General features: G+C 34.4%; 21 protein-coding genes. 15 read left to right on the top strand and 6 right to left on the bottom strand.

Going from position 1 to position 17,543, the window contains the following annotated elements; genetic code table 11:
* Nucleotides 1–65: 65 nt before the first annotated feature.
* From GTR01_RS14030 to GTR01_RS14055, 6 genes are all read left to right on the top strand, one after another.
* Nucleotides 66–656: a hypothetical protein gene (locus GTR01_RS14030; protein ID WP_160138450.1), complete on the top strand. Its 591-nt coding sequence runs from the start codon at nucleotides 66–68 to the stop codon at nucleotides 654–656.
* A 21-nt stretch (nucleotides 657–677) separates the two neighbouring features.
* On the top strand, nucleotides 678–1,610 hold the full coding sequence (locus GTR01_RS14035) for an alpha/beta fold hydrolase (protein ID WP_160138451.1): 933 nt from the start codon (nucleotides 678–680) through the stop codon (nucleotides 1,608–1,610).
* 34 nt (nucleotides 1,611–1,644) lie between these two features.
* Nucleotides 1,645–2,199, top strand: coding sequence for an AAA family ATPase (locus tag GTR01_RS14040; RefSeq protein ID WP_160138452.1), 555 nt, complete (start codon nucleotides 1,645–1,647; stop codon nucleotides 2,197–2,199).
* A gap of 228 nt (nucleotides 2,200–2,427) precedes the next feature.
* Entirely contained in the window at nucleotides 2,428–3,108 is a 681-nt protein-coding gene (locus GTR01_RS14045) for a helix-turn-helix transcriptional regulator (RefSeq protein ID WP_160138453.1), read from the top strand.
* A gap of 244 nt (nucleotides 3,109–3,352) precedes the next feature.
* Nucleotides 3,353–3,616, top strand: a complete 264-nt coding sequence (locus tag GTR01_RS14050; RefSeq protein ID WP_160138454.1) for a zinc ribbon domain-containing protein — start codon at nucleotides 3,353–3,355, stop codon at nucleotides 3,614–3,616.
* Between the two features lie 11 nt (nucleotides 3,617–3,627).
* Nucleotides 3,628–4,146, top strand: coding sequence for a HEAT repeat domain-containing protein (locus tag GTR01_RS14055; protein WP_160138455.1), 519 nt, complete (start codon nucleotides 3,628–3,630; stop codon nucleotides 4,144–4,146).
* Nucleotides 4,147–4,376: 230 nt separating this feature from the next.
* Here the strand turns inward: GTR01_RS14055 and GTR01_RS14060 are convergent, their stop codons facing one another.
* A complete protein-coding gene (locus tag GTR01_RS14060; RefSeq protein WP_160138456.1) occupies nucleotides 4,377–5,966 on the bottom strand; it encodes an ABC-F family ATP-binding cassette domain-containing protein in 1,590 nt (529 codons plus the stop codon).
* Nucleotides 5,967–6,162: 196 nt separating this feature from the next.
* On the opposite strand from GTR01_RS14060, the gene GTR01_RS14065 reads away from it, so the two are divergent.
* The 9 genes from GTR01_RS14065 to GTR01_RS14105 all read left to right on the top strand — a co-directional run bounded on the left by GTR01_RS14065 (nucleotide 6,163) and on the right by GTR01_RS14105 (nucleotide 13,033).
* Nucleotides 6,163–6,717, top strand: a complete 555-nt coding sequence (locus GTR01_RS14065) for a phosphoribosyltransferase (protein ID WP_045494079.1) — start codon at nucleotides 6,163–6,165, stop codon at nucleotides 6,715–6,717.
* Nucleotides 6,718–6,841: 124 nt separating this feature from the next.
* Entirely contained in the window at nucleotides 6,842–7,420 is a 579-nt protein-coding gene (locus GTR01_RS14070) for an adenylate kinase (RefSeq protein ID WP_076357462.1), read from the top strand.
* Between the two features lie 64 nt (nucleotides 7,421–7,484).
* Nucleotides 7,485–8,468: a GTPase ObgE gene (gene obgE, locus GTR01_RS14075; RefSeq protein WP_129059373.1), complete on the top strand. Its 984-nt coding sequence runs from the start codon at nucleotides 7,485–7,487 to the stop codon at nucleotides 8,466–8,468.
* The gene (locus GTR01_RS14080) at nucleotides 8,461–9,522 is read left to right on the top strand and encodes a DUF6438 domain-containing protein (RefSeq protein WP_160138457.1); all 1,062 of its coding nucleotides are present in this window, start codon (nucleotides 8,461–8,463) and stop codon (nucleotides 9,520–9,522) included. Before obgE ends, GTR01_RS14080 begins: the two co-directional genes overlap by 8 nt.
* Before the next feature lie 106 nt (nucleotides 9,523–9,628).
* Nucleotides 9,629–10,057 carry a hypothetical protein gene (locus GTR01_RS14085; protein WP_160138458.1) on the top strand — a complete coding sequence of 143 codons (429 nt, stop codon included), beginning with the start codon at nucleotides 9,629–9,631 and terminating at the stop codon, nucleotides 10,055–10,057.
* A gap of 109 nt (nucleotides 10,058–10,166) precedes the next feature.
* Nucleotides 10,167–10,496, top strand: coding sequence for a hypothetical protein (locus GTR01_RS24515; protein WP_185155133.1), 330 nt, complete (start codon nucleotides 10,167–10,169; stop codon nucleotides 10,494–10,496).
* 45 nt (nucleotides 10,497–10,541) lie between these two features.
* Nucleotides 10,542–10,796, top strand: a complete 255-nt coding sequence (locus tag GTR01_RS14095) for a hypothetical protein (RefSeq protein ID WP_228452240.1) — start codon at nucleotides 10,542–10,544, stop codon at nucleotides 10,794–10,796.
* Nucleotides 10,797–10,906: 110 nt separating this feature from the next.
* Nucleotides 10,907–11,527, top strand: coding sequence for a porin family protein (locus GTR01_RS14100; protein ID WP_160138461.1), 621 nt, complete (start codon nucleotides 10,907–10,909; stop codon nucleotides 11,525–11,527).
* Nucleotides 11,528–11,719: 192 nt separating this feature from the next.
* A complete protein-coding gene (locus GTR01_RS14105; RefSeq protein ID WP_160138462.1) occupies nucleotides 11,720–13,033 on the top strand; it encodes a DEAD/DEAH box helicase in 1,314 nt (437 codons plus the stop codon).
* Nucleotides 13,034–13,094: 61 nt separating this feature from the next.
* On the opposite strand, the gene GTR01_RS14110 is transcribed toward GTR01_RS14105, so the two are convergent.
* The 5 genes from GTR01_RS14110 to GTR01_RS14130 all read right to left on the bottom strand — a co-directional run bounded on the left by GTR01_RS14110 (nucleotide 13,095) and on the right by GTR01_RS14130 (nucleotide 17,533).
* Nucleotides 13,095–14,237 (bottom strand): hypothetical protein, encoded by a 1,143-nt coding sequence (locus tag GTR01_RS14110; RefSeq protein WP_160138463.1) that lies wholly within the window; start codon nucleotides 14,235–14,237, stop codon nucleotides 13,095–13,097.
* A complete protein-coding gene (locus GTR01_RS14115) occupies nucleotides 14,237–15,007 on the bottom strand; it encodes a TatD family hydrolase (protein WP_160138464.1) in 771 nt (256 codons plus the stop codon). Before GTR01_RS14115 ends, GTR01_RS14110 begins: the two co-directional genes overlap by 1 nt.
* A gap of 5 nt (nucleotides 15,008–15,012) precedes the next feature.
* Nucleotides 15,013–15,534: a DUF4269 domain-containing protein gene (locus tag GTR01_RS14120; RefSeq protein WP_160138465.1), complete on the bottom strand. Its 522-nt coding sequence runs from the start codon at nucleotides 15,532–15,534 to the stop codon at nucleotides 15,013–15,015.
* Complete coding sequence (locus tag GTR01_RS14125; protein WP_160138466.1) at nucleotides 15,535–16,485, bottom strand: GSCFA domain-containing protein; 951 nt, start codon at nucleotides 16,483–16,485, stop codon at nucleotides 15,535–15,537.
* Nucleotides 16,486–16,561: 76 nt separating this feature from the next.
* On the bottom strand, nucleotides 16,562–17,533 hold the full coding sequence (locus tag GTR01_RS14130) for a polyprenyl synthetase family protein (protein ID WP_160138467.1): 972 nt from the start codon (nucleotides 17,531–17,533) through the stop codon (nucleotides 16,562–16,564).
* Nucleotides 17,534–17,543 lie beyond the last annotated feature (10 nt).

Genomic DNA, 17,543 nt, shown 5'->3' on the forward strand with positions numbered 1-17,543 from the left:
AGATAAATTCCTTTTTTATGTTTGTTCCAAATGGTCTATATTTACTATACCATAAATTTATATACATGAAGTTTCAAATTCTATTTTTATTTCTGATCACTCCTATGTTTTATTTAAAAGCACAAAGCAAGAATAAAGTAGAAGAATATTTAGGAATACCTGGCCCTATTAATATAGGACAAAAGACTTATAATTTGGTTTGGAGTTCACATCCCAATGATGTCTACTTCAAACAAGAATATATTGAACCCAAGGAAAACGTGAACAAATATAACAGCATGGTCTTGATTGACTTTATAAAAGGGGATTTTAAACTTAAAGAAGTAATTGACCACAAAATAGCTGAGCTTGATGAAATGAAAAAAATTAATCCGATAGTTAATTATCAAGTTCTTGAAAATAATGGAGAATATATTTTAGATTTTCTGATTAGTGAAAATTCAAAAGATGGAAAGGAAATATTAATTGCTGAAAGAAATGTTTATCGTTATAAACTTATTACCAATAGTACAACCAATGGGCTTTTACTTTTCGCAATAAGTCAAAGAGCATATAAAGAAAATATGGATCAATTTTTCAAAAACCTGAAAGCGAATCCTAATCAATTGATTGAAGCTGCAGGAAGTTACAAACTTCCTGATATCAAGATAAAATAGTATAAAATATAAACACATCTAATGACTACATCTCAAAAATCAGCATTCCTGCCATCGAATACAAACAGCAAATCCCAGCTTTTCCACACCTTATTCTCTCCACAAACCGCAAAAGCTACCCTTCTCATCGTTCACGGCATGCAGGAACACAGCGGAAGATATGCTGAAATCGCTGAGTATTTTGCAAACCACGGCATTGCAGTACTGACCTATGACCATCTTGGACATGGAAAATCTGTAAAAGAGAAAAAGGATATAGGTTTCTTTCAACTTGAGAAACCGGATGAAAGATTGATTGCTGACGCGGAAATGATGGCAGATCATCTTGCAGAAAAATATCCGGATGTTCCTCATTTTATTTTGGGGCATTCTATGGGATCTTTTATTACCCGTTGTTTGCTTCAGAAAGCCAGTAAAAAATTTACAGGAGCTATCATTACCGGAACTGGCGGGCCTCTGCCTGGAATTGATATACTAAGAGGTTATCTATCATTAGCTAATATGATCGCACCACGACATCGTACTTTTTTAAATTCTGTTTTTACTAAGGTGAATAATAAGCATTTTAAGAAGGATAAAGATTTTGGTGATACAAGCTGGCTCAGCATTAATCCTAAAAACAGAACAGCTTTTGAACATGATGAATTGTGTGGAATTCCTTTTACTCACAATGCTTTTTATACTTTATTTACAGTTTATAAAAGAGCAACTTCAAGAAATTGGGCTACTTCTATTTCTACTTCATTTCCTTTTCTGTTTGTAAGCGGTCAAAATGATCCGATTGGTGATTTCAGTAAGGGAGTAATGGTGACGGTCAATAATTTAAAGGCTGATGGATTTCAGGATGTGGATACCAATATTTATCCGGAAATGCGTCATGAGATTTTAAATGAAGAGATACGCGAGGAAGTGTTGAAAGATATTGACGAATGGATATCAATACACTCCAAATAGGTTTCATTACTCTCTTACAGTTAATTTTTAAAGAATGAGGATACATATTTTCGGGGCATCAGGTTCTGGAGTAACTACATTAGGAAAAGCATTATCTCAACAACTCAATCTCGATTATTTTGATAGTGATGATTTTTTCTGGCTTAAAACCTCTATTCCTTTTACAGAAAAGCAAAACCCAGAAATCAGGAATCAAAAAGCATCTGATATTCTTCACCAAACCCAAAACTGGGTTTTCGGAGGCTCCATCATTCATTGGGGTGATGATGTATTTCCGAAATTCGATCTGATTGTATTTCTCTATTTACCCTCAGAAATACGATTGGAAAGACTGAAGAAAAGAGAATATGAAAGATATGGTGACGAAATTATTCTCAATCCTGAAAGAGCAAAGAAATTTGAGGAATTTATGAATTGGTCTAAAGATTATGATCATAATACAGGTATTGCCAACAGAACGTTGAAAGCTCATCTGGAATGGCTCTCCAATACTGACATTCCTTTGCTTGAGATCTCAGGTGATTATACTGTTCCGGATAAAATCAAAGCTATTTTAGATAAGATAAAACAGCTAGGTTTGCAGCTGTAATGATAGAACTTTAAATAATTCAATGGGGTGAAAGTTCTTTCAAATTCTTATTTTCCCCTCTATAGATATTTGTTAATAAGCTTTCGCTGATTTTGCGGATTAAGCAGATTCAAAATTATACGAAAAGTATCTGTGAGAGCTTTTCTATGTTGAGTTCGCTTCGCTTCACTCGCAATGGCTGTCACATTCCTAATAATTTTATATTTTTGAGACTCATGTTTTAGAACAATGAACAGAATTGACCGACTGATTTCCGTGCTTACTACTTTGCAATCTAAAAAGTTTGTAACTGCTGACTATATTGCTGATAAATATGAGATCAGTATCAGAACCGTTTACAGAGATATTAAAGCGTTAGGTGAAATTGGAGTTCCTATTGATTATGAACCTCAGAAAGGCTATACCGTTTTACAGGGTTTCTTCCTTCCCCCTGTTCTTTTAACAAGTGATGAAGCCAATGCTTTAATTATGATATCCAAACTTTCTGAGCGGTATACAGACAAAACGACCCAGAAGAATGTTTCCAATGCCATAGACAAGATAAAATCGGTCTTACGATATGGCGAAAAGGAAAAAGCGGATCAGCTACAGGAGAAAATTGGCATCTATGTTTCCCCTGAAACAGATCACAGTAAAGATTATCTGACCATTATACAACATACCATTGTTAATAAGCAGATTTTAAAAATAAATTATCTCAACAATTCCAATGAAGTCAGTGAAAGGGAAATCGAACCTATCGGAATGAGCTTTTATACCAACCAATGGCATCTGATCGCCTGGTGCTGGAAAAGAAAGGAATACCGGGATTTTAAAGTTTTACAGATTCAGGATTTAAGGAATACTGCTCAGCCATTTAAAAAAGAAGTACATTTTACGCTTGAGGAATATATTAATTCTTTGACGTAGAGGGTTGGAAGCTGGAAGAGGGATGCTGGAAGTTTCTCTAAGGCCAATTACTTCTGAAAATCATTCTAAATTGCTATTTTTATTTTTATATCCTTAAAAAATTAATCAATAAACTGCAAAAAACCTTCCCGACAACCATAACTTCCCTCTCCCAGCCCCCAGCTTCCTAACTTTTAAATAAAAAAACAGACTGACATAGGGTTGACAGTTGCCTCATTTACTTTTGTCTAAAATATAATATAACATGGATAAAGTATACAAAAATTGCCAGAGCTGCGGGATGCCTCTGAAAAAATCACCTAATGGAGGCGGAACCAATAGTGACGGTTCTATCAGTACAATGTATTGTGATTATTGTTATGAAAAAGGACAATTCAAACAGTCAGACATTACATCAAAAGAGATGCAGGAGTTTGTAAAAAACAAAATGAAAGATATGGGCTTTCCTGGTTTTCTGGCCGGCTTATTTTCAAAAGGAATTCCTAAATTAGAACGCTGGAAAAATTAAAATCAAATACCATGACTATAGAAGAACTTTTTAAAGACAAAGCCACCAAAGCCAAGGAAAAAACAGCAATTATCAGCCAATGGATTATTGATACTTCATTACCAACAGATGAACTGATTGCCTTTGCCGAGAAAGCCAAAGATCCGGTAAAAGGAACCTGTATAGAGGCTATGGAATATGCTACCAAGCAAAATCCTCACCTGGCAGACGAAACCGTATTCACATTTGTTACCAATACTCTTACCGAGAAAGCTCCTAGAATAAAATGGGAAAGTGCCAAAGTGATTGGTAATACGGCTCAGCTATTTCCAGCTCATCTGGATCTGGCCATTACCAATCTCATCGCAAACACGGAACACGAAGGAACCGTTGTTCGTTGGAGTGCTGCTTTTGCATTGGGAGAAATTCTGAAATTACAAACACCTCATAATAAAACTCTTCTTCCAGCCCTTGAGAACATTAGTGAAAAAGAAGAGAAAAACAGCATCAAGAAGATTTATCTGGATGCGATTAAGAAAACAAAGAAATAATTATTGAAAATTATAAACTTAAAACTCCTGGAAGCAATCTCCAGGAGTTTATTTTTTAGGTTTGGGCTAAAGCCCATTGAATTTTGATTTTTTATTGTAAAGCGGGCTAAAGCCCGCTCCTATTGAATTTATATATATATCCAATATTATCTCTCACAGATTCTGTAGATCCAGCAGATAAAATTTATCCGTAAACATCTGCAAAATCTGTGTGATCTGCGAGAAATAAATCATTCCAACATTAAATATCTACCAATTCCGATCTCTTCAAGGAAAATTTCATCATGTGAAATCACCAACAGTGTTCCTTTATAATCTTTAATAGAGTTTGTGAGAATTTCCACATTCTGCAAGTCCAGATTATTGGTAGGTTCATCAAGGATGATCATATCCGGAGCTTTATTGCTTACGGAAAGTCCGCACAGAAGTAACCTTAAACGTTCTCCACCACTTAAAACTCCACATTTTTTATCCCATGTATCCTTGCTGAACAAAAATCGTGAGAGTAATGTCTTCACTTCCGATTCCTGTAACGCACTGTCATTAAAGGTTTGTACAAAGTCATAAACTGTCAGATCATTATTGATCAAGGAGTACTCCTGATCGATATAAATACTATTAAATTCAGTTCTATTGACATCTCCAATAGTCGTATTGATACTTCCCAACAGCATTTTTATCAAAGTTGTTTTTCCTGATCCATTTGCTCCTTTAATGGAAATTCGGTCGCCACTTCGTACTTCAAGATCAAGATTTTCTTTCCAGAGCCTTTCTGCGCCATAGCTAAAGTTGATGTTCTCTGCTGTTATTAAAACTTTTCCTAAATGCAACCCGGAATCATTAAAGTTAACCTTCATCTGGTCGGAATTTCTTACAGCAGAACGCAATTCTCTCAGATCTCCTGAAATACCAGTGATCTTTTCAGTATGCACACTCTTCAGTTTTGAAGTGTTTTTCTCCGCATTGTTCCGAAGTGTATTCATCATAATCCTGGCCACACCGGACTTCTCCTGCTTCTGTTTGCCTCTGGCATCAAGCTTTTGCTTACGTTCAATGGTTTCTCGTTCTTTTTCTTTTGCCTTTTTTAATGCTCTTTCCTTGGCATGAATATCGTTTTGTAAAGCTTCATCTTCCACTTCTTTCTGTTCTGCATAGAAATCATAGTTTCCCCCGTATGCAGCAATCCCTTGATTACTTAGTTCGAAAATTGTATCTACAAGATTCAGCAATGTTCTGTCGTGGCTCACCATCAAAACGGTTGCATTCACTTTTTCAATAAGATCATATAGCAGCTTTCGTCCCTCTAAATCAAGATGATTGGTAGGTTCATCCAAAACAATAATATCGGGTTGATTGATCTGAATTCCGGCCAGGAAAACCTTGGTCTTTTGACCACCGCTCAGATCTTCTAGTTTTTGGTTTAAATCAAAATCCTGAAGATTCCAATATTGTAATGCGCTTTGACAACGTTCTTCAATGTCCCAATCGTCATTCAGAGTTTCAAAATATTGTTCATCTACTTCTCCATTGGTAATTTTTTCAAGAGCAGAAAGCTTTTGATCTATATTCAGGCATTGTGCAATGGTTAAATGATTACAATTTCCGAACATTTGAGGGACATAGAAAATTTCGCCTTGTACGTTTATGGTGCCACTTAATGGCTGTATTTCATTTGATATAATTTTCAGCAGGGTAGATTTTCCCATGCCATTACTTCCTACCAAAGCTGATTTGGTATGAAATGGTATTGTTAAATTGATAGAATTAAAAAGGAGATCTCCTCCCGGAAACCCAAAGGATATATTTTGCAGTAAAATCATGATTTCTTTCTTAATAAAGGTTAAACACCGGCAACTCATTGGTCACCGCTTCATTGAATCTGAAAGAAATTATATCCTACATGTCTGTATTTATGGGTTTTGAAAGAACAAATATAGGACAAATCTGTGATTAAACACAAAAAGATTTTAATGAAAAATCAAAAATCCGTAACTTTGCCGCCTACTAAAAATTTTTATGGAAAGTATTAAAGTTCACGACAAAACTTTCGTTCCTTATTTAAAGGATGCCGAAATTCAGGAAATTGTAAAAGAGACAGCGCTAAGAATTTATGAAGATTACAAAGACGAAGTTCCTGTTTTCATTGGTGTTCTGAATGGGGTAATCATGTTCTTCTCAGATCTTTTAAAATATTATCCTGGGGAATGCGAAATCGCTTTTCTTCAAATGAGCTCTTATGTAGGAACAGAATCTACAGGGATTGTTTACCAAAAAATGGAACTTACAAAGGATGTAAAAGATCGTCACATTATTCTTGTGGAAGACATCGTTGATACAGGAAATACAGTTGAGAGTCTTTTCAAATATTTCCAGGAGACACAACGTCCTAAATCTGTAAAATTGGCAAGTTTCTTATTGAAACCTGAGATTTACAAGAAAGATTTCAAACTGGACTATATTGGAAAAGAGATTCCAAATAAATTTGTCCTTGGATATGGATTGGATTATGATGAATTAGGAAGAAACCTACCTAATTTGTACCAATTAGAAGACGGACAAATCAATCATTAATATGCCTCTAGCTATTAGCTACTGGCTTTTAGCTTTAAATATTCAATCGAAATAAAGTAAAATATTAACTAAATAAAGCTAAAAGCAAGAAGCAGCTGCCAATTGCCCGAAGCGAAACAACATTATGATAAACATCGTTCTGTTCGGCCCTCCAGGAAGTGGAAAAGGAACACAAGCTCAGAATCTAATCGAGAAATTCAATTTAAAGCAGGTTTCAACAGGTGATCTTTTCAGATACAACATGAAAAATGACACTGAACTTGGAAAACTGGCTAAGTCTTATATCGATAAGGGAGAATTGGTTCCAGATCAGGTAACAACAGATATGCTGATTGACGAAATCAAAAAACCAACCGATACTAATGGTTTTATCTTTGATGGATATCCAAGAACTACTGCTCAGACAGAAGCTTTGGAAAAAATCGTTAAAGAAGAGCTGAATGATGAAATTGACATCTGTCTTTCATTAATTGTAGAGGATAAAATTTTGGTGGAAAGACTTCTGAAAAGAGGAGAAACCAGCGGGAGATCAGACGACAGCAATGTAGAGATCATCGAAAACAGAATTAAAGAATATTATGCTAAAACAGCAGAAGTAGCTGAACTTTACAAGCAACAAGGTAAATATGTTGAAGTAAACGGTGTAGGTGAAATTGATGAGATTTCCCAAAAACTTTTCGCTGAGGTAGAAAAAATTAAATAATCGAGGTTCGGGATACGGGATACGTATTTTCGTCCCGTAGCTCGCAACTCGTAACAAATACTATATGTCTAACTTTGTAGATTACGTAAAGATCCATTGTAAAAGCGGACACGGAGGTGCTGGTTCTGCCCACCTTCGCCGTGAAAAGTATATTCCTAAAGGTGGCCCTGATGGAGGTGACGGAGGTCGTGGTGGACACGTCATTATGAGAGGAAATGCTCAGGAATGGACTTTACTTCCGCTTCGATACACTCGTCACATTAAAGCAGAACGTGGTGAAAACGGAGCAAAAAACCAGCTTACCGGTGCTGACGGTTCTGATATTTATATCGATGTTCCTATTGGAACGATCGCTAAAAATGAAGAAGGAGAAATTATCGGTGAAATCCTTGAAGACAAACAGGAAATCATCTTGATGGAAGGAGGAAAAGGAGGAAGAGGAAACGAATTCTTCAAATCTTCTACCAATCAAACCCCAAGATATGCTCAACCCGGAATGGATGGGCAGGAAGGATATATTGTCTTTGAACTTAAAATTTTGGCCGATGTAGGATTGGTTGGGTTTCCGAATGCCGGAAAATCTACACTACTAGCTTCTGTTTCTGCAGCAAAACCTAAGATTGCCAACTACGCTTTTACAACCCTGACTCCAAACCTTGGAATCGTGGATTACAGAAATTACAAATCATTTGTAATGGCTGATATTCCTGGAATCATTGAAGGTGCAGCTGAAGGAAAAGGTTTAGGACACAGATTCCTTAGACATATCGAAAGAAACTCTATCCTGTTGTTTTTAATTCCTGCAGATGCTGAAGATCACTTCCAGGAATTTAAAATTCTGGAAAATGAATTGAAGGAATATAACCCTGAGCTTTTAGATAAAGATTTCATTATTTCCGTTTCAAAATCTGACCTTTTGGATGATGAACTGAAAAAAGAAATTTCTGCTGAATTCCCGGAGAACAAACAACCTCTATTCTTTTCCGGGGTTACCGGAGAAGGTCTTGTAGAACTAAAAGATGCTATCTGGAAACAACTGCATGGATAAGAAAATAATTACAGTTTTACTTTTTGTAATTCATCAATATTACTTCTCACAAAGTAACACTTCAAAAATAGACAGCCTCGGGACAATCCCCGAGGTTGAGTCTTTTATAAGGTCTTGTGCTAAAAGTAAGGACGATAAACTCTCAAAATTCACCCTGAAAACGATTAAGGATTTTAATACTTACCTCATTTCTTCAAAGATGAAGAAAAAGGCAAAAGCCTTAGGAATCAACAAAAGTTTTTACAAAGGGGATTTCAATCATGACGGCAGAACGGATCTTCTTTTCATAGGTGATGATAAAACCTGTATACAAATGTCTCCAGACTCCAAAGAAGAGACTTCATGCGATGTCAGTGTCAATGTAATCTTCGACTTAGAATCAGGATATGTACTTAAAGATGTGATGCGCCGGTATAATAATTTCATCATCCCAAAAGTTATCAAAATTGATGGAATGGATTATATTAACATCTACTATGAATATGAAGAAAACAGCCTGTTTTCCACGGCACCCGAAAAAATATTCTCTAAAACACTGACCTATAAATTTGATAATTTTATAGAATACAATCCTCATCCGGGAAAATATTCTATTAAAAAAATTTCTTATGAAGCAGGGCCATGCTACGGAACTTGCCCAATGTTTAAGTTGGAACTCAATAAAAATAAGATGTCTAAATTTACAGCACTTGCTTTTAATTTCATGGATCATTATGATTCAGAAACTGCAGCTAATGCAATTGGAAATTTAAATAAAGGCAAAAACGAAGGTGTTTTTAAGAGCCAGATAAAGCCTTCAGACTTTGCTAATATCGAAGAAATATTGAATTATATTGACTTTCCAAACCTCAATAACAGTTATTCAATCTCGGCAACTGATAATCCGTCCTCTACCCTCACGATTGTCTACAATACTGGAAAAATAAAAAAGACAAAGAAGATCTATGACTACGGCCTGGTAGGAACATATGGACTTAAAATTCTTTATACTATTTTGTTTGATTTAAGATTTAATCAAAACTGGGAAAAGATACCACAAAGCTCTTTGGAATAACTAGTGAAAGTTTATATTTTTATTTTCCTGTAATTCTCAGAAAGAAAATCCAAAATATTCTAAAATAGAATACTAATAGTATCTGTCCTTATATAAAGGTGAAATTATGTTAAGTTTAAAAGTAATTAATTATTTGAAGCAAAAAGAGGCTTGGTTTGAAGATGTAGATATCGACTGTGAAAGGTATAGAGAAATTCTGAGTGATTTAAATTTGAATACTAGCTCTGATTTTGGCATTTTCTATACCCATGCAGAGGAAAATCCAGGAGGTTTTTCTTCGAAAAAATTTGAATTATGGCAGATATGCTGGATGTATGAAAATAGTGATTACAGCGTTATTAATAATCGTTTAAGAAGAGATTTGAATTTAAATGATAACTATTATGTAATTTCAGAGTTTGAGGGGGAAAGGGCATATTTTTATAATAAAGAGAAAAATAGTGTCGAAATAATTGGTTACTCTGAAAATGGAGTGGTTGTTATTAAAAAGTGGGAATCATTTAATGATTTCCTAGAATGGTATTTTGAGGTTTAATTTAGCTTTATAAGAGTCAACTAATATAGAAAACTGAATATAAGGAGTGAGGCGAGCCCGTTTCAGTAAAGGGATAAATGTTGTTGATCTCAATTGATGGGAAGCAAAGATGAGTATATTAAATTTTAAAAATAAAATAATTCAGCTATTAGAAAATAATGGCAGTGATGAAGATATTGATAATGTACTAACTGACTATATTAATGAAGGAGGGACGAGAAATGAAGTTTATCAATCTTTAAATGAAATTTTTTTGATGGAAGAAAGTATGATTCAAAAAAATTTCAAATTACAAGATCAATTTGATTATTTAGGTGAGTTGCAAACAATAATCACAGGATATTGTTCACCTGATTCTATTGTAAAATTTAAAAATGAACCTACTACTAATATGGATGATTTTTTAAGTTATGTTCGAGGTGGAAAATGGAAAGTTTGAAGTGATTTATAAATGATAAATAATTTTGAAAATAATTTCCCTCGAATGTATCAATTACTTGGTGCATGGTTTAGTGATTTAGATTATGAAGATATCACCTATAAGGAGGTAATAAAAAATTATAAAAAGGTAACAAAGAGCGAAGAAATACACTTGTTACAATTAGAATTTAAAGAAGTTTTAATAAAAAAAATAATCGATTATAAGTATATATCTCACCTATCTAATATATATTTTGAAAATAATGAAGATGTTTTGAAATGGCTCAATGAAATATATAATCATTTAATTGAAGTTTAAAAAAATGGACTAAAATAAATTTTTAAATTATATTTGTATGCTACAATTCCTTCTGTTAAAGAGGGAATTGTAGTTTATAAAAACTATAATTATTTAACTCAAAAACAACCATGAAAAAGAACATTTCACTCGTTCTATTATTTGCTATTTCAACGCTTGTCAGTGCACAAAAATCAGAAATAAGCTTTGGAGTAAAAGGAGGTTATACCTTATCCAGCATGAAATTTTACGGAGAAAAACTGGATTCAAAATCTTATTTCTATGCTGGTATAGTTGCTGAAAAACCAATTTCTTCTCAATTCAGTGTACAGGCAGAGGCAGTATATACTCAATTAGGAGGCAGTGCTTCATATCCATGGACTCAACTGGTAGGGAATGAAATTGTAGATGTAGGTGACATGAAATTTGATTACAAAATTAATCAGATACAGGTTCCTATTTCTGCAAAATATTATTTTATACCAAAATTTTCTGCTTCTGTGGGAATGAACATCGGATTTAATATTTCATCAAAAACAAAAATCAGTACTATGTTTGGCGAGGATACCGGAGAATCTGAGGGCTTAAAAACAGTAAACCTCTTCCCTTTCCTTGGTGCAGAATATAAAATTACTGAAAAGTTCTTTGTAGATGCCCGATACAATTTCAATTTCTTTGAAATGAATAAAAGTAATACTGTTCCTACAAAAGTTGGTTTTCTACAAGCTGGTGTAGGATATCGTTTTAAATAAAACTTACATTTTCAATAGTATATGGCTGTTTCCATTTGGGAACAGTCTTTTTTTGTCTATCGATCAACTTAACTCTTTCCAAAAACAGGTTATTGAAGCTTAAAATCAAATTCTTATTTTTTTAGACTACCTTTGCAGGATGTAATTCTTTCAGACAGAGGGAATTTTTATTTAAATTTTAAAATAATTCATTTGAATTTTACAGACTTAAACTTAATAGAACCTATTGCCAAGGCAATCCAGGAACAGGGATATACGACTCCAACACCCATTCAGGAAAGATCTATTCCTGAAATTTTACAAGGCAGAGACTTTTTAGGCTGTGCACAGACCGGTACGGGAAAAACAGCTGCATTTGCTATTCCTATTTTACAAAACTTATCTAAAAATAAGATACCTAACAAAAATATTAAAGCTTTAATCCTTACGCCTACCAGAGAATTGGCTATTCAGATTGAAGAGAACATTCACGCTTACGGTAAATATCTTCCCCTAAAAGAACTTGTTATTTTCGGAGGAGTGAAACAAGGAAACCAGGAAGCTGCTCTAAAAAAAGGGATTGATATTTTGGTGGCTACACCAGGAAGACTTCTTGATTTTATTGCTCAGGGAATTATCAGCTTGAAAAATCTTGAAATATTTGTTCTAGATGAAGCTGACAGAATGCTTGATATGGGATTTGTGCATGATGTAAAAAGAATCATCAAACTTTTACCACAGAAAAGACAGACCTTATTCTTCTCTGCAACGATGCCGGGAGAAATTCAGAAACTGGCTAATTCTATCCTGAACAATCCTGTAAAGGTAGAAGTTACTCCTGTTTCTTCTACAGCAGATACTATTAAACAATCTGTTTACTTTGTAGAAAAAGAAAACAAGCTGAATCTTTTATCTCATATTCTTCAAAATGACATTTCAGATTCAGTATTGGTATTTGCGAGAACAAAACATGGTGCCGATAAAATCGCCAGAAAGCTTCAAAAAGACAATATCTCTGCAGAAGCAATTCACGGGAACAAATCTCAAAATGCGAGACAGAATGCCCTTAATAATTTCAAATCAGGTAAAACCAGAGTTCTTGTAGCGACAGATATTGCTGCAAGAGGAATTGATATTGATGAATTAAAATTTGTAATCAACTTTGAGCTCTCTGACGTTTCTGAAACCTATGTACACAGAATTGGAAGAACAGGAAGAGCCGGAGCAGAAGGAACTTCTATTTCTTTTGTAGACGGATTGGATCTTCTTAATCTGAAAAATACGGAAAAACTAATCGGAAAGAAAATTCCTGTTATCAAGAACCACCCGTTCCATACGGATGATCTTGTAGCACAGAAAAGAGATTCTAATAACAAACCTGTTGCTGCAGGAGGTGAGAGACCACAAAGACCTAGTAACAACTCAAGACCTAACAATAACAGAAATAAAAAGAAGCCAAGATCTTCTGAAACTCCTTCTACAGGTTTTAAAAAGCCTAAGAATAAGAATTTCACCAGAAAAAAATAAAAGAAAACCCCTCTCATTTTGAAAGGGGTTTATTTTTTATTGTCACTTATTAATTTCTATCTCATTCTTTTCGTTTGGTATAACAATACCCAATAATGCAGAAAGGTAAACAAGCTGCTAAATAAGTAGTAGAAAAGAAATTACTCTGAAAATCAAAACCAAGGATCAAGTACTTCTCAGTAACAAAACTCACCATTACTAAAAATGTAATATAGGCAGAAAAAGAAAATACGCTTTCTATTCTTTTAGCATAAAATGATGCCATGATAGCCAATACAATAAAGAAAAGCATTACATATTTGTTGCTTTGCCCCTGAAGAGTTAGAGGGTTATATTGTAACAGGTGATCCAGATTTTTAGCGGGTAGAAAAACACTAGCTAATAAGATTCCTGCAGTGAGAAGAAGGCTTAGTCCAAATTTAATTTTCTTTTCCCAGCCTGTGTTCAAAAAAGGTCTTAATAAGAAAATAATCAACGGTATGATGACCACACTTCTGGTAAGGCACAGAACCCCTATAGATATTCCCAACAGAATAGGTTTTTGAAAATAATCATGTTTAAATTTACTATGCCAGAAAAGCATAAATGCTGCAACAGCAATAAAAGAAGCAATAAAATCACTCTTACAGACTACATCATAAATGTATGCCAACGATATTCCCAGCATCAATATGCCTATAAACCGGATGAAATTGCTTTTAAATTCAAGACAGATAGTATATGCAAATAGTAAAAATGCAGCGACCTGAAGGTATCCTACATTTCCTATGAAATAAAATATACTGGACAATAATAACTGCCCGGGAAGATAGGAAGACAGATTTCCCATAAAGTTTGGGGTATCATAAATGTACTTTCCTTTGATCCAATATTCCAATGAAAATTCTAAAGTCTGCCATCGATCTATATTCATTTTGTAAGGATCTTTCATGACATGGCATAGTGCAATATAAACCAAAGCTATTCCTGCTATCAGAATGTATACAAACTTCCCTGATATAATTTTCTTTAGCCTCTCCCATTTTCCTGCAGAAAACAAAAATACATTAGCTACAGAAAAAACAACAACCAAAATGCTGAGTGGAACGAAAGATTGCCTGATCCCATATTTTGTCAGGAATAAAAGATTCACAACAAAATAAACAGTGAACAGAAGAATGCTATTAAGCTGGTTACCTTTTACAAACTTTAGAATTCCATTCATTATAAGTCGGTTTTAAAAAGACTCCTGGCATTTTCAGTGGTCATTCTATCTATTTCAGAGAAATCCTTACCATAGATATCCACCAGCTTTCCGGCAACAAGGTCAAGATATGAACTTTCATTTCTTTTTCCTCTGTGTGGAACTGGTGCTAAATAAGGTGAATCTGTTTCCAACACGATTTTATCTAAAGGGATTTCGCCCAGGAACTGGTCTATTTTTCCATTTTTAAAGGTCACTACTCCACCAATTCCTAAAATAAAGTTCAGATCAATCGCATGCTGAGCCTGTTCCAGATTTCCGGAAAAGCAATGGAAAATCCCTCTCAATTTCGGATGTTTCTTTCTTTCCAGTACTTCGAACGTTTCATCAAAACTTTCTCTGGTATGAATCACAATTGGCAGGTCTTTTTCTATTGCCCAGTCGATTTGCTGTTCAAAAGCTTTTACCTGAATATCCAATGTTGTTTTATCCCAATACAAATCGATTCCGATCTCTCCTATGGCCGGAAACTGTCTTTGGTCAAGATAATTTTTAACAATCTCTAATTCCTTTTCCCAAGATTCCGGTTTTACATAACAAGGATGAAGTCCCATCATTGAAAAAATCTGTCCAGGATATTCGGTTTCCAGTTGCAGCATCTTCTCATGGGATTCAGAATCTATTGCGGGTAGATAAAATTCAGAAATTCCTTTATCTAAAGCTCTCTGAATAGCTTCTTTTCTATCTTCATCAAATTCTTCTGCGTATAAATGGGTATGTGTATCAATCATTTTATTTAAAATTTCAATAGATCTTCATAAGGGTTTTCAAGTCCCAGCAGTATTCCAAATGCCGGTTCTGTTTTGATTCCCTGTTTTTTAAGCTCTATTATTTCTTGTTTAAACTCTTCTCCTTTTTCCTGTAATATTTTGTGCTCAGCAACCATGTGAAGATAGGCGTTTTGCTGGGTAGTAGGTCTATTTTGTCCGAAAATTTCAATGGGAAATTCTTCTAACATAAAATTCAATGTAATGCATTTTTCACCATTTACCATGGGATATTTCACGTCTACATCGTGGGGAATAAACCGGCTAAACATTAAATCGTCCAGGAAGTCTTCTTCAAATCTTAAGTCCACCTCAAAAATAAGATCCAGATCACTTCCTTCTATATCAATTCCAATAGGAATCGTACCTGCTAAAATGGGTGAATATTCTTTTAATTTTTCAAAAATATGATGCTTTGAAAGAACTTCGTAAGCTCTTCTTTGTCTTTCATTTCCATTTTTCAGATAGTCGATTCTGGTGAAATCAGGCATTTAAAATATTTTATGTTTTACCTTTTTACGTTGAAGGTCAATTCTCTGATCTAATTTTTCTCTGAATTCAATAAATTTCGGATCTTTTGTATCATTCGTTCTATGTTCTAAAGCTCTCATGATCTTAAAGTTTTCTTTAATGAAGCCTTTTGTTTCTTCTGAAAAATAAGAGTCACCAAACTTATCAAAAATATAATTAACGGCTTGAGTGCTCGGATGGATCATATCTTCTTTATAAAAACGATAATCCCGAAGATCATCCATTAAAATCTCGTAAACAGGTAAATAATGGCAGTCTTCAAACAGAGATATGGATTCATGAATTGCTGTAATCAATTTGGATTTACTTAGCTGATTCTCTACCATTCCATCTTTTGTATGTCTTACCGGAGAAACAGAAAATAAGATCTGAACACCTTCTTTGCAGATATCTTTAAGTTCCAGAATGGTATTGTAAATGGAGCCTGTAAGTTCCTGATGAGACAACAATCTCTTCTCAAAGAACTTCTGGGGAATTTTATGACAATTGGCAACTAACTTATTCTTGGGAATAAACTCATAGATGAAGGAAGATCCGTAAGTGATAATAATCCAGTCAGCTTCCTGAAGAAAAGCATTTCCCTCTTCAATTTCCCCGTTGATCTTATCCAGTGTTTGATGAATATATCTTGTATCAAAACTGGTATGATGATCCAGAGAGATGTATTCTTCATTATAGGTAATCAGTTCCTCTTCCACATAGAAATCAGAATCATGAAGCCTTTTTACCGCGTTATTGATTGAAAAAGGGTTAAAAATAGTTCCAAAAGGATTATTAAGAGTCTGAAGTTGCCCATTTTTAAGCAATTCTGTCATTTCAGAGGCAAAACATGAACCTATTGAAAATATTCTATCTTCAATTTCAATCTTTTTCTCTGATGTTGGAATATCTACTTCTGTTCTGAATTTCATAATAACAGATATCAGGCGGCAGATGATAGGTGGCAGGCAATTCTGATACCTACTCCCTATCATTTGTAACCTTATTTTAGCTTTCTCTTCTTAAAAGATAGTTTGCAAGCTCAATGAACGGCTTTTTCTTCTCTTCCGGAATATCAATTTTCTGAAGATAACTTTGACCGATCTCATTATGTTTTTCGATTAAACGAAGTGCTTTCTCGTCTACTTTTGTTCTTCTGAAAATTTTCTCAACTCCGTAGATCTTATCAACGTTATCTGTCTTTTTAGAATACCAATAATCAAGCTCTTTTCTTTCTTCCTCCGTAGCATGTTCTCTTGCTAACAGATAAAGAACAGTCTTCTTGTTCTCATAGATATCTCCGGCATGTTTTTTACCAAACTGTGCCTGATCTCCGAATACATCCAGATAATCATCCATGATTTGGAATGCTATTCCGATGTGTTTTCCGAAATTGAAAATGGCTTTTGCATCTTTAAAATCAGCTTTAGCAATTAAAGCTCCGATCTCAAAAGAAGAAGCACTCAATACTCCGGTTTTGTAGGTAATCATTCTGATATAATCATCAAAAGTTACATTTTCCTGAGTCTCGAAATTGATATCATACTGCTGGCCTTCGCATAAAAGAAGTCCTGTATGGGTAAAGATTCTGATACAAGCCTTGAAAATTTCAGGCTCAAGATCTTCAAAGAATTTATACGCTTTAAGCATTAATCCATCTCCTGAAAGAATCCCCACATTGATCCCGTGCAAAGTGTGGATCGTAGGTTTATTTCTTCTTAATGGAGCCTCATCCATAATATCATCATGGATCAGGGTAAAGTTATGGAAAAACTCGATCGCTAAAGCCGGTTTTATAGCCTGCTTCAGGTCTCCACCAAACAGATCACAAGCCATCAGCACCATAATGGGACGAAGACGTTTTCCACCATGGGAAATAATATAGTTCATCGGCTCATACAGCTCCGTAGGTTTATCTTTAAAAGTATACTTATTGATGGCGTCCCCAACAATCTGCTGGTATCTGTCTAAAAATTCCATAAAATCTTAT

Source organism: Chryseobacterium sp. c4a (genome assembly GCF_009900745.1).
In the GTDB taxonomy this organism is placed as follows: Bacteria; Bacteroidota; Bacteroidia; order Flavobacteriales; family Weeksellaceae; genus Chryseobacterium.

Coding starts and splice junctions, on each gene's coding strand:
- GTR01_RS14040 (WP_160138452.1), top strand. CDS start 1,645: ATGAGGATACATATTTTCGGGGCATCAGGTTCTGGAGTAACTACATTA.
- GTR01_RS14125 (WP_160138466.1), bottom strand. CDS start 16,485: ATGAAATTCAGAACAGAAGTAGATATTCCAACATCAGAGAAAAAGATT.
- GTR01_RS14100 (WP_160138461.1), top strand. CDS start 10,907: ATGAAAAAGAACATTTCACTCGTTCTATTATTTGCTATTTCAACGCTT.
- GTR01_RS14110 (WP_160138463.1), bottom strand. CDS start 14,237: ATGAATGGAATTCTAAAGTTTGTAAAAGGTAACCAGCTTAATAGCATT.
- GTR01_RS14055 (WP_160138455.1), top strand. CDS start 3,628: ATGACTATAGAAGAACTTTTTAAAGACAAAGCCACCAAAGCCAAGGAA.
- GTR01_RS14130 (WP_160138467.1), bottom strand. CDS start 17,533: ATGGAATTTTTAGACAGATACCAGCAGATTGTTGGGGACGCCATCAAT.
- obgE (WP_129059373.1), top strand. CDS start 7,485: ATGTCTAACTTTGTAGATTACGTAAAGATCCATTGTAAAAGCGGACAC.
- GTR01_RS14115 (WP_160138464.1), bottom strand. CDS start 15,007: ATGATTGATACACATACCCATTTATACGCAGAAGAATTTGATGAAGAT.
- GTR01_RS14070 (WP_076357462.1), top strand. CDS start 6,842: ATGATAAACATCGTTCTGTTCGGCCCTCCAGGAAGTGGAAAAGGAACA.
- GTR01_RS14050 (WP_160138454.1), top strand. CDS start 3,353: ATGGATAAAGTATACAAAAATTGCCAGAGCTGCGGGATGCCTCTGAAA.
- GTR01_RS14085 (WP_160138458.1), top strand. CDS start 9,629: ATGTTAAGTTTAAAAGTAATTAATTATTTGAAGCAAAAAGAGGCTTGG.
- GTR01_RS14045 (WP_160138453.1), top strand. CDS start 2,428: ATGAACAGAATTGACCGACTGATTTCCGTGCTTACTACTTTGCAATCT.
- GTR01_RS24515 (WP_185155133.1), top strand. CDS start 10,167: ATGAGTATATTAAATTTTAAAAATAAAATAATTCAGCTATTAGAAAAT.
- GTR01_RS14035 (WP_160138451.1), top strand. CDS start 678: ATGACTACATCTCAAAAATCAGCATTCCTGCCATCGAATACAAACAGC.
- GTR01_RS14060 (WP_160138456.1), bottom strand. CDS start 5,966: ATGATTTTACTGCAAAATATATCCTTTGGGTTTCCGGGAGGAGATCTC.
- GTR01_RS14030 (WP_160138450.1), top strand. CDS start 66: ATGAAGTTTCAAATTCTATTTTTATTTCTGATCACTCCTATGTTTTAT.
- GTR01_RS14080 (WP_160138457.1), top strand. CDS start 8,461: ATGGATAAGAAAATAATTACAGTTTTACTTTTTGTAATTCATCAATAT.
- GTR01_RS14095 (WP_228452240.1), top strand. CDS start 10,542: ATGTATCAATTACTTGGTGCATGGTTTAGTGATTTAGATTATGAAGAT.
- GTR01_RS14065 (WP_045494079.1), top strand. CDS start 6,163: ATGGAAAGTATTAAAGTTCACGACAAAACTTTCGTTCCTTATTTAAAG.
- GTR01_RS14120 (WP_160138465.1), bottom strand. CDS start 15,534: ATGCCTGATTTCACCAGAATCGACTATCTGAAAAATGGAAATGAAAGA.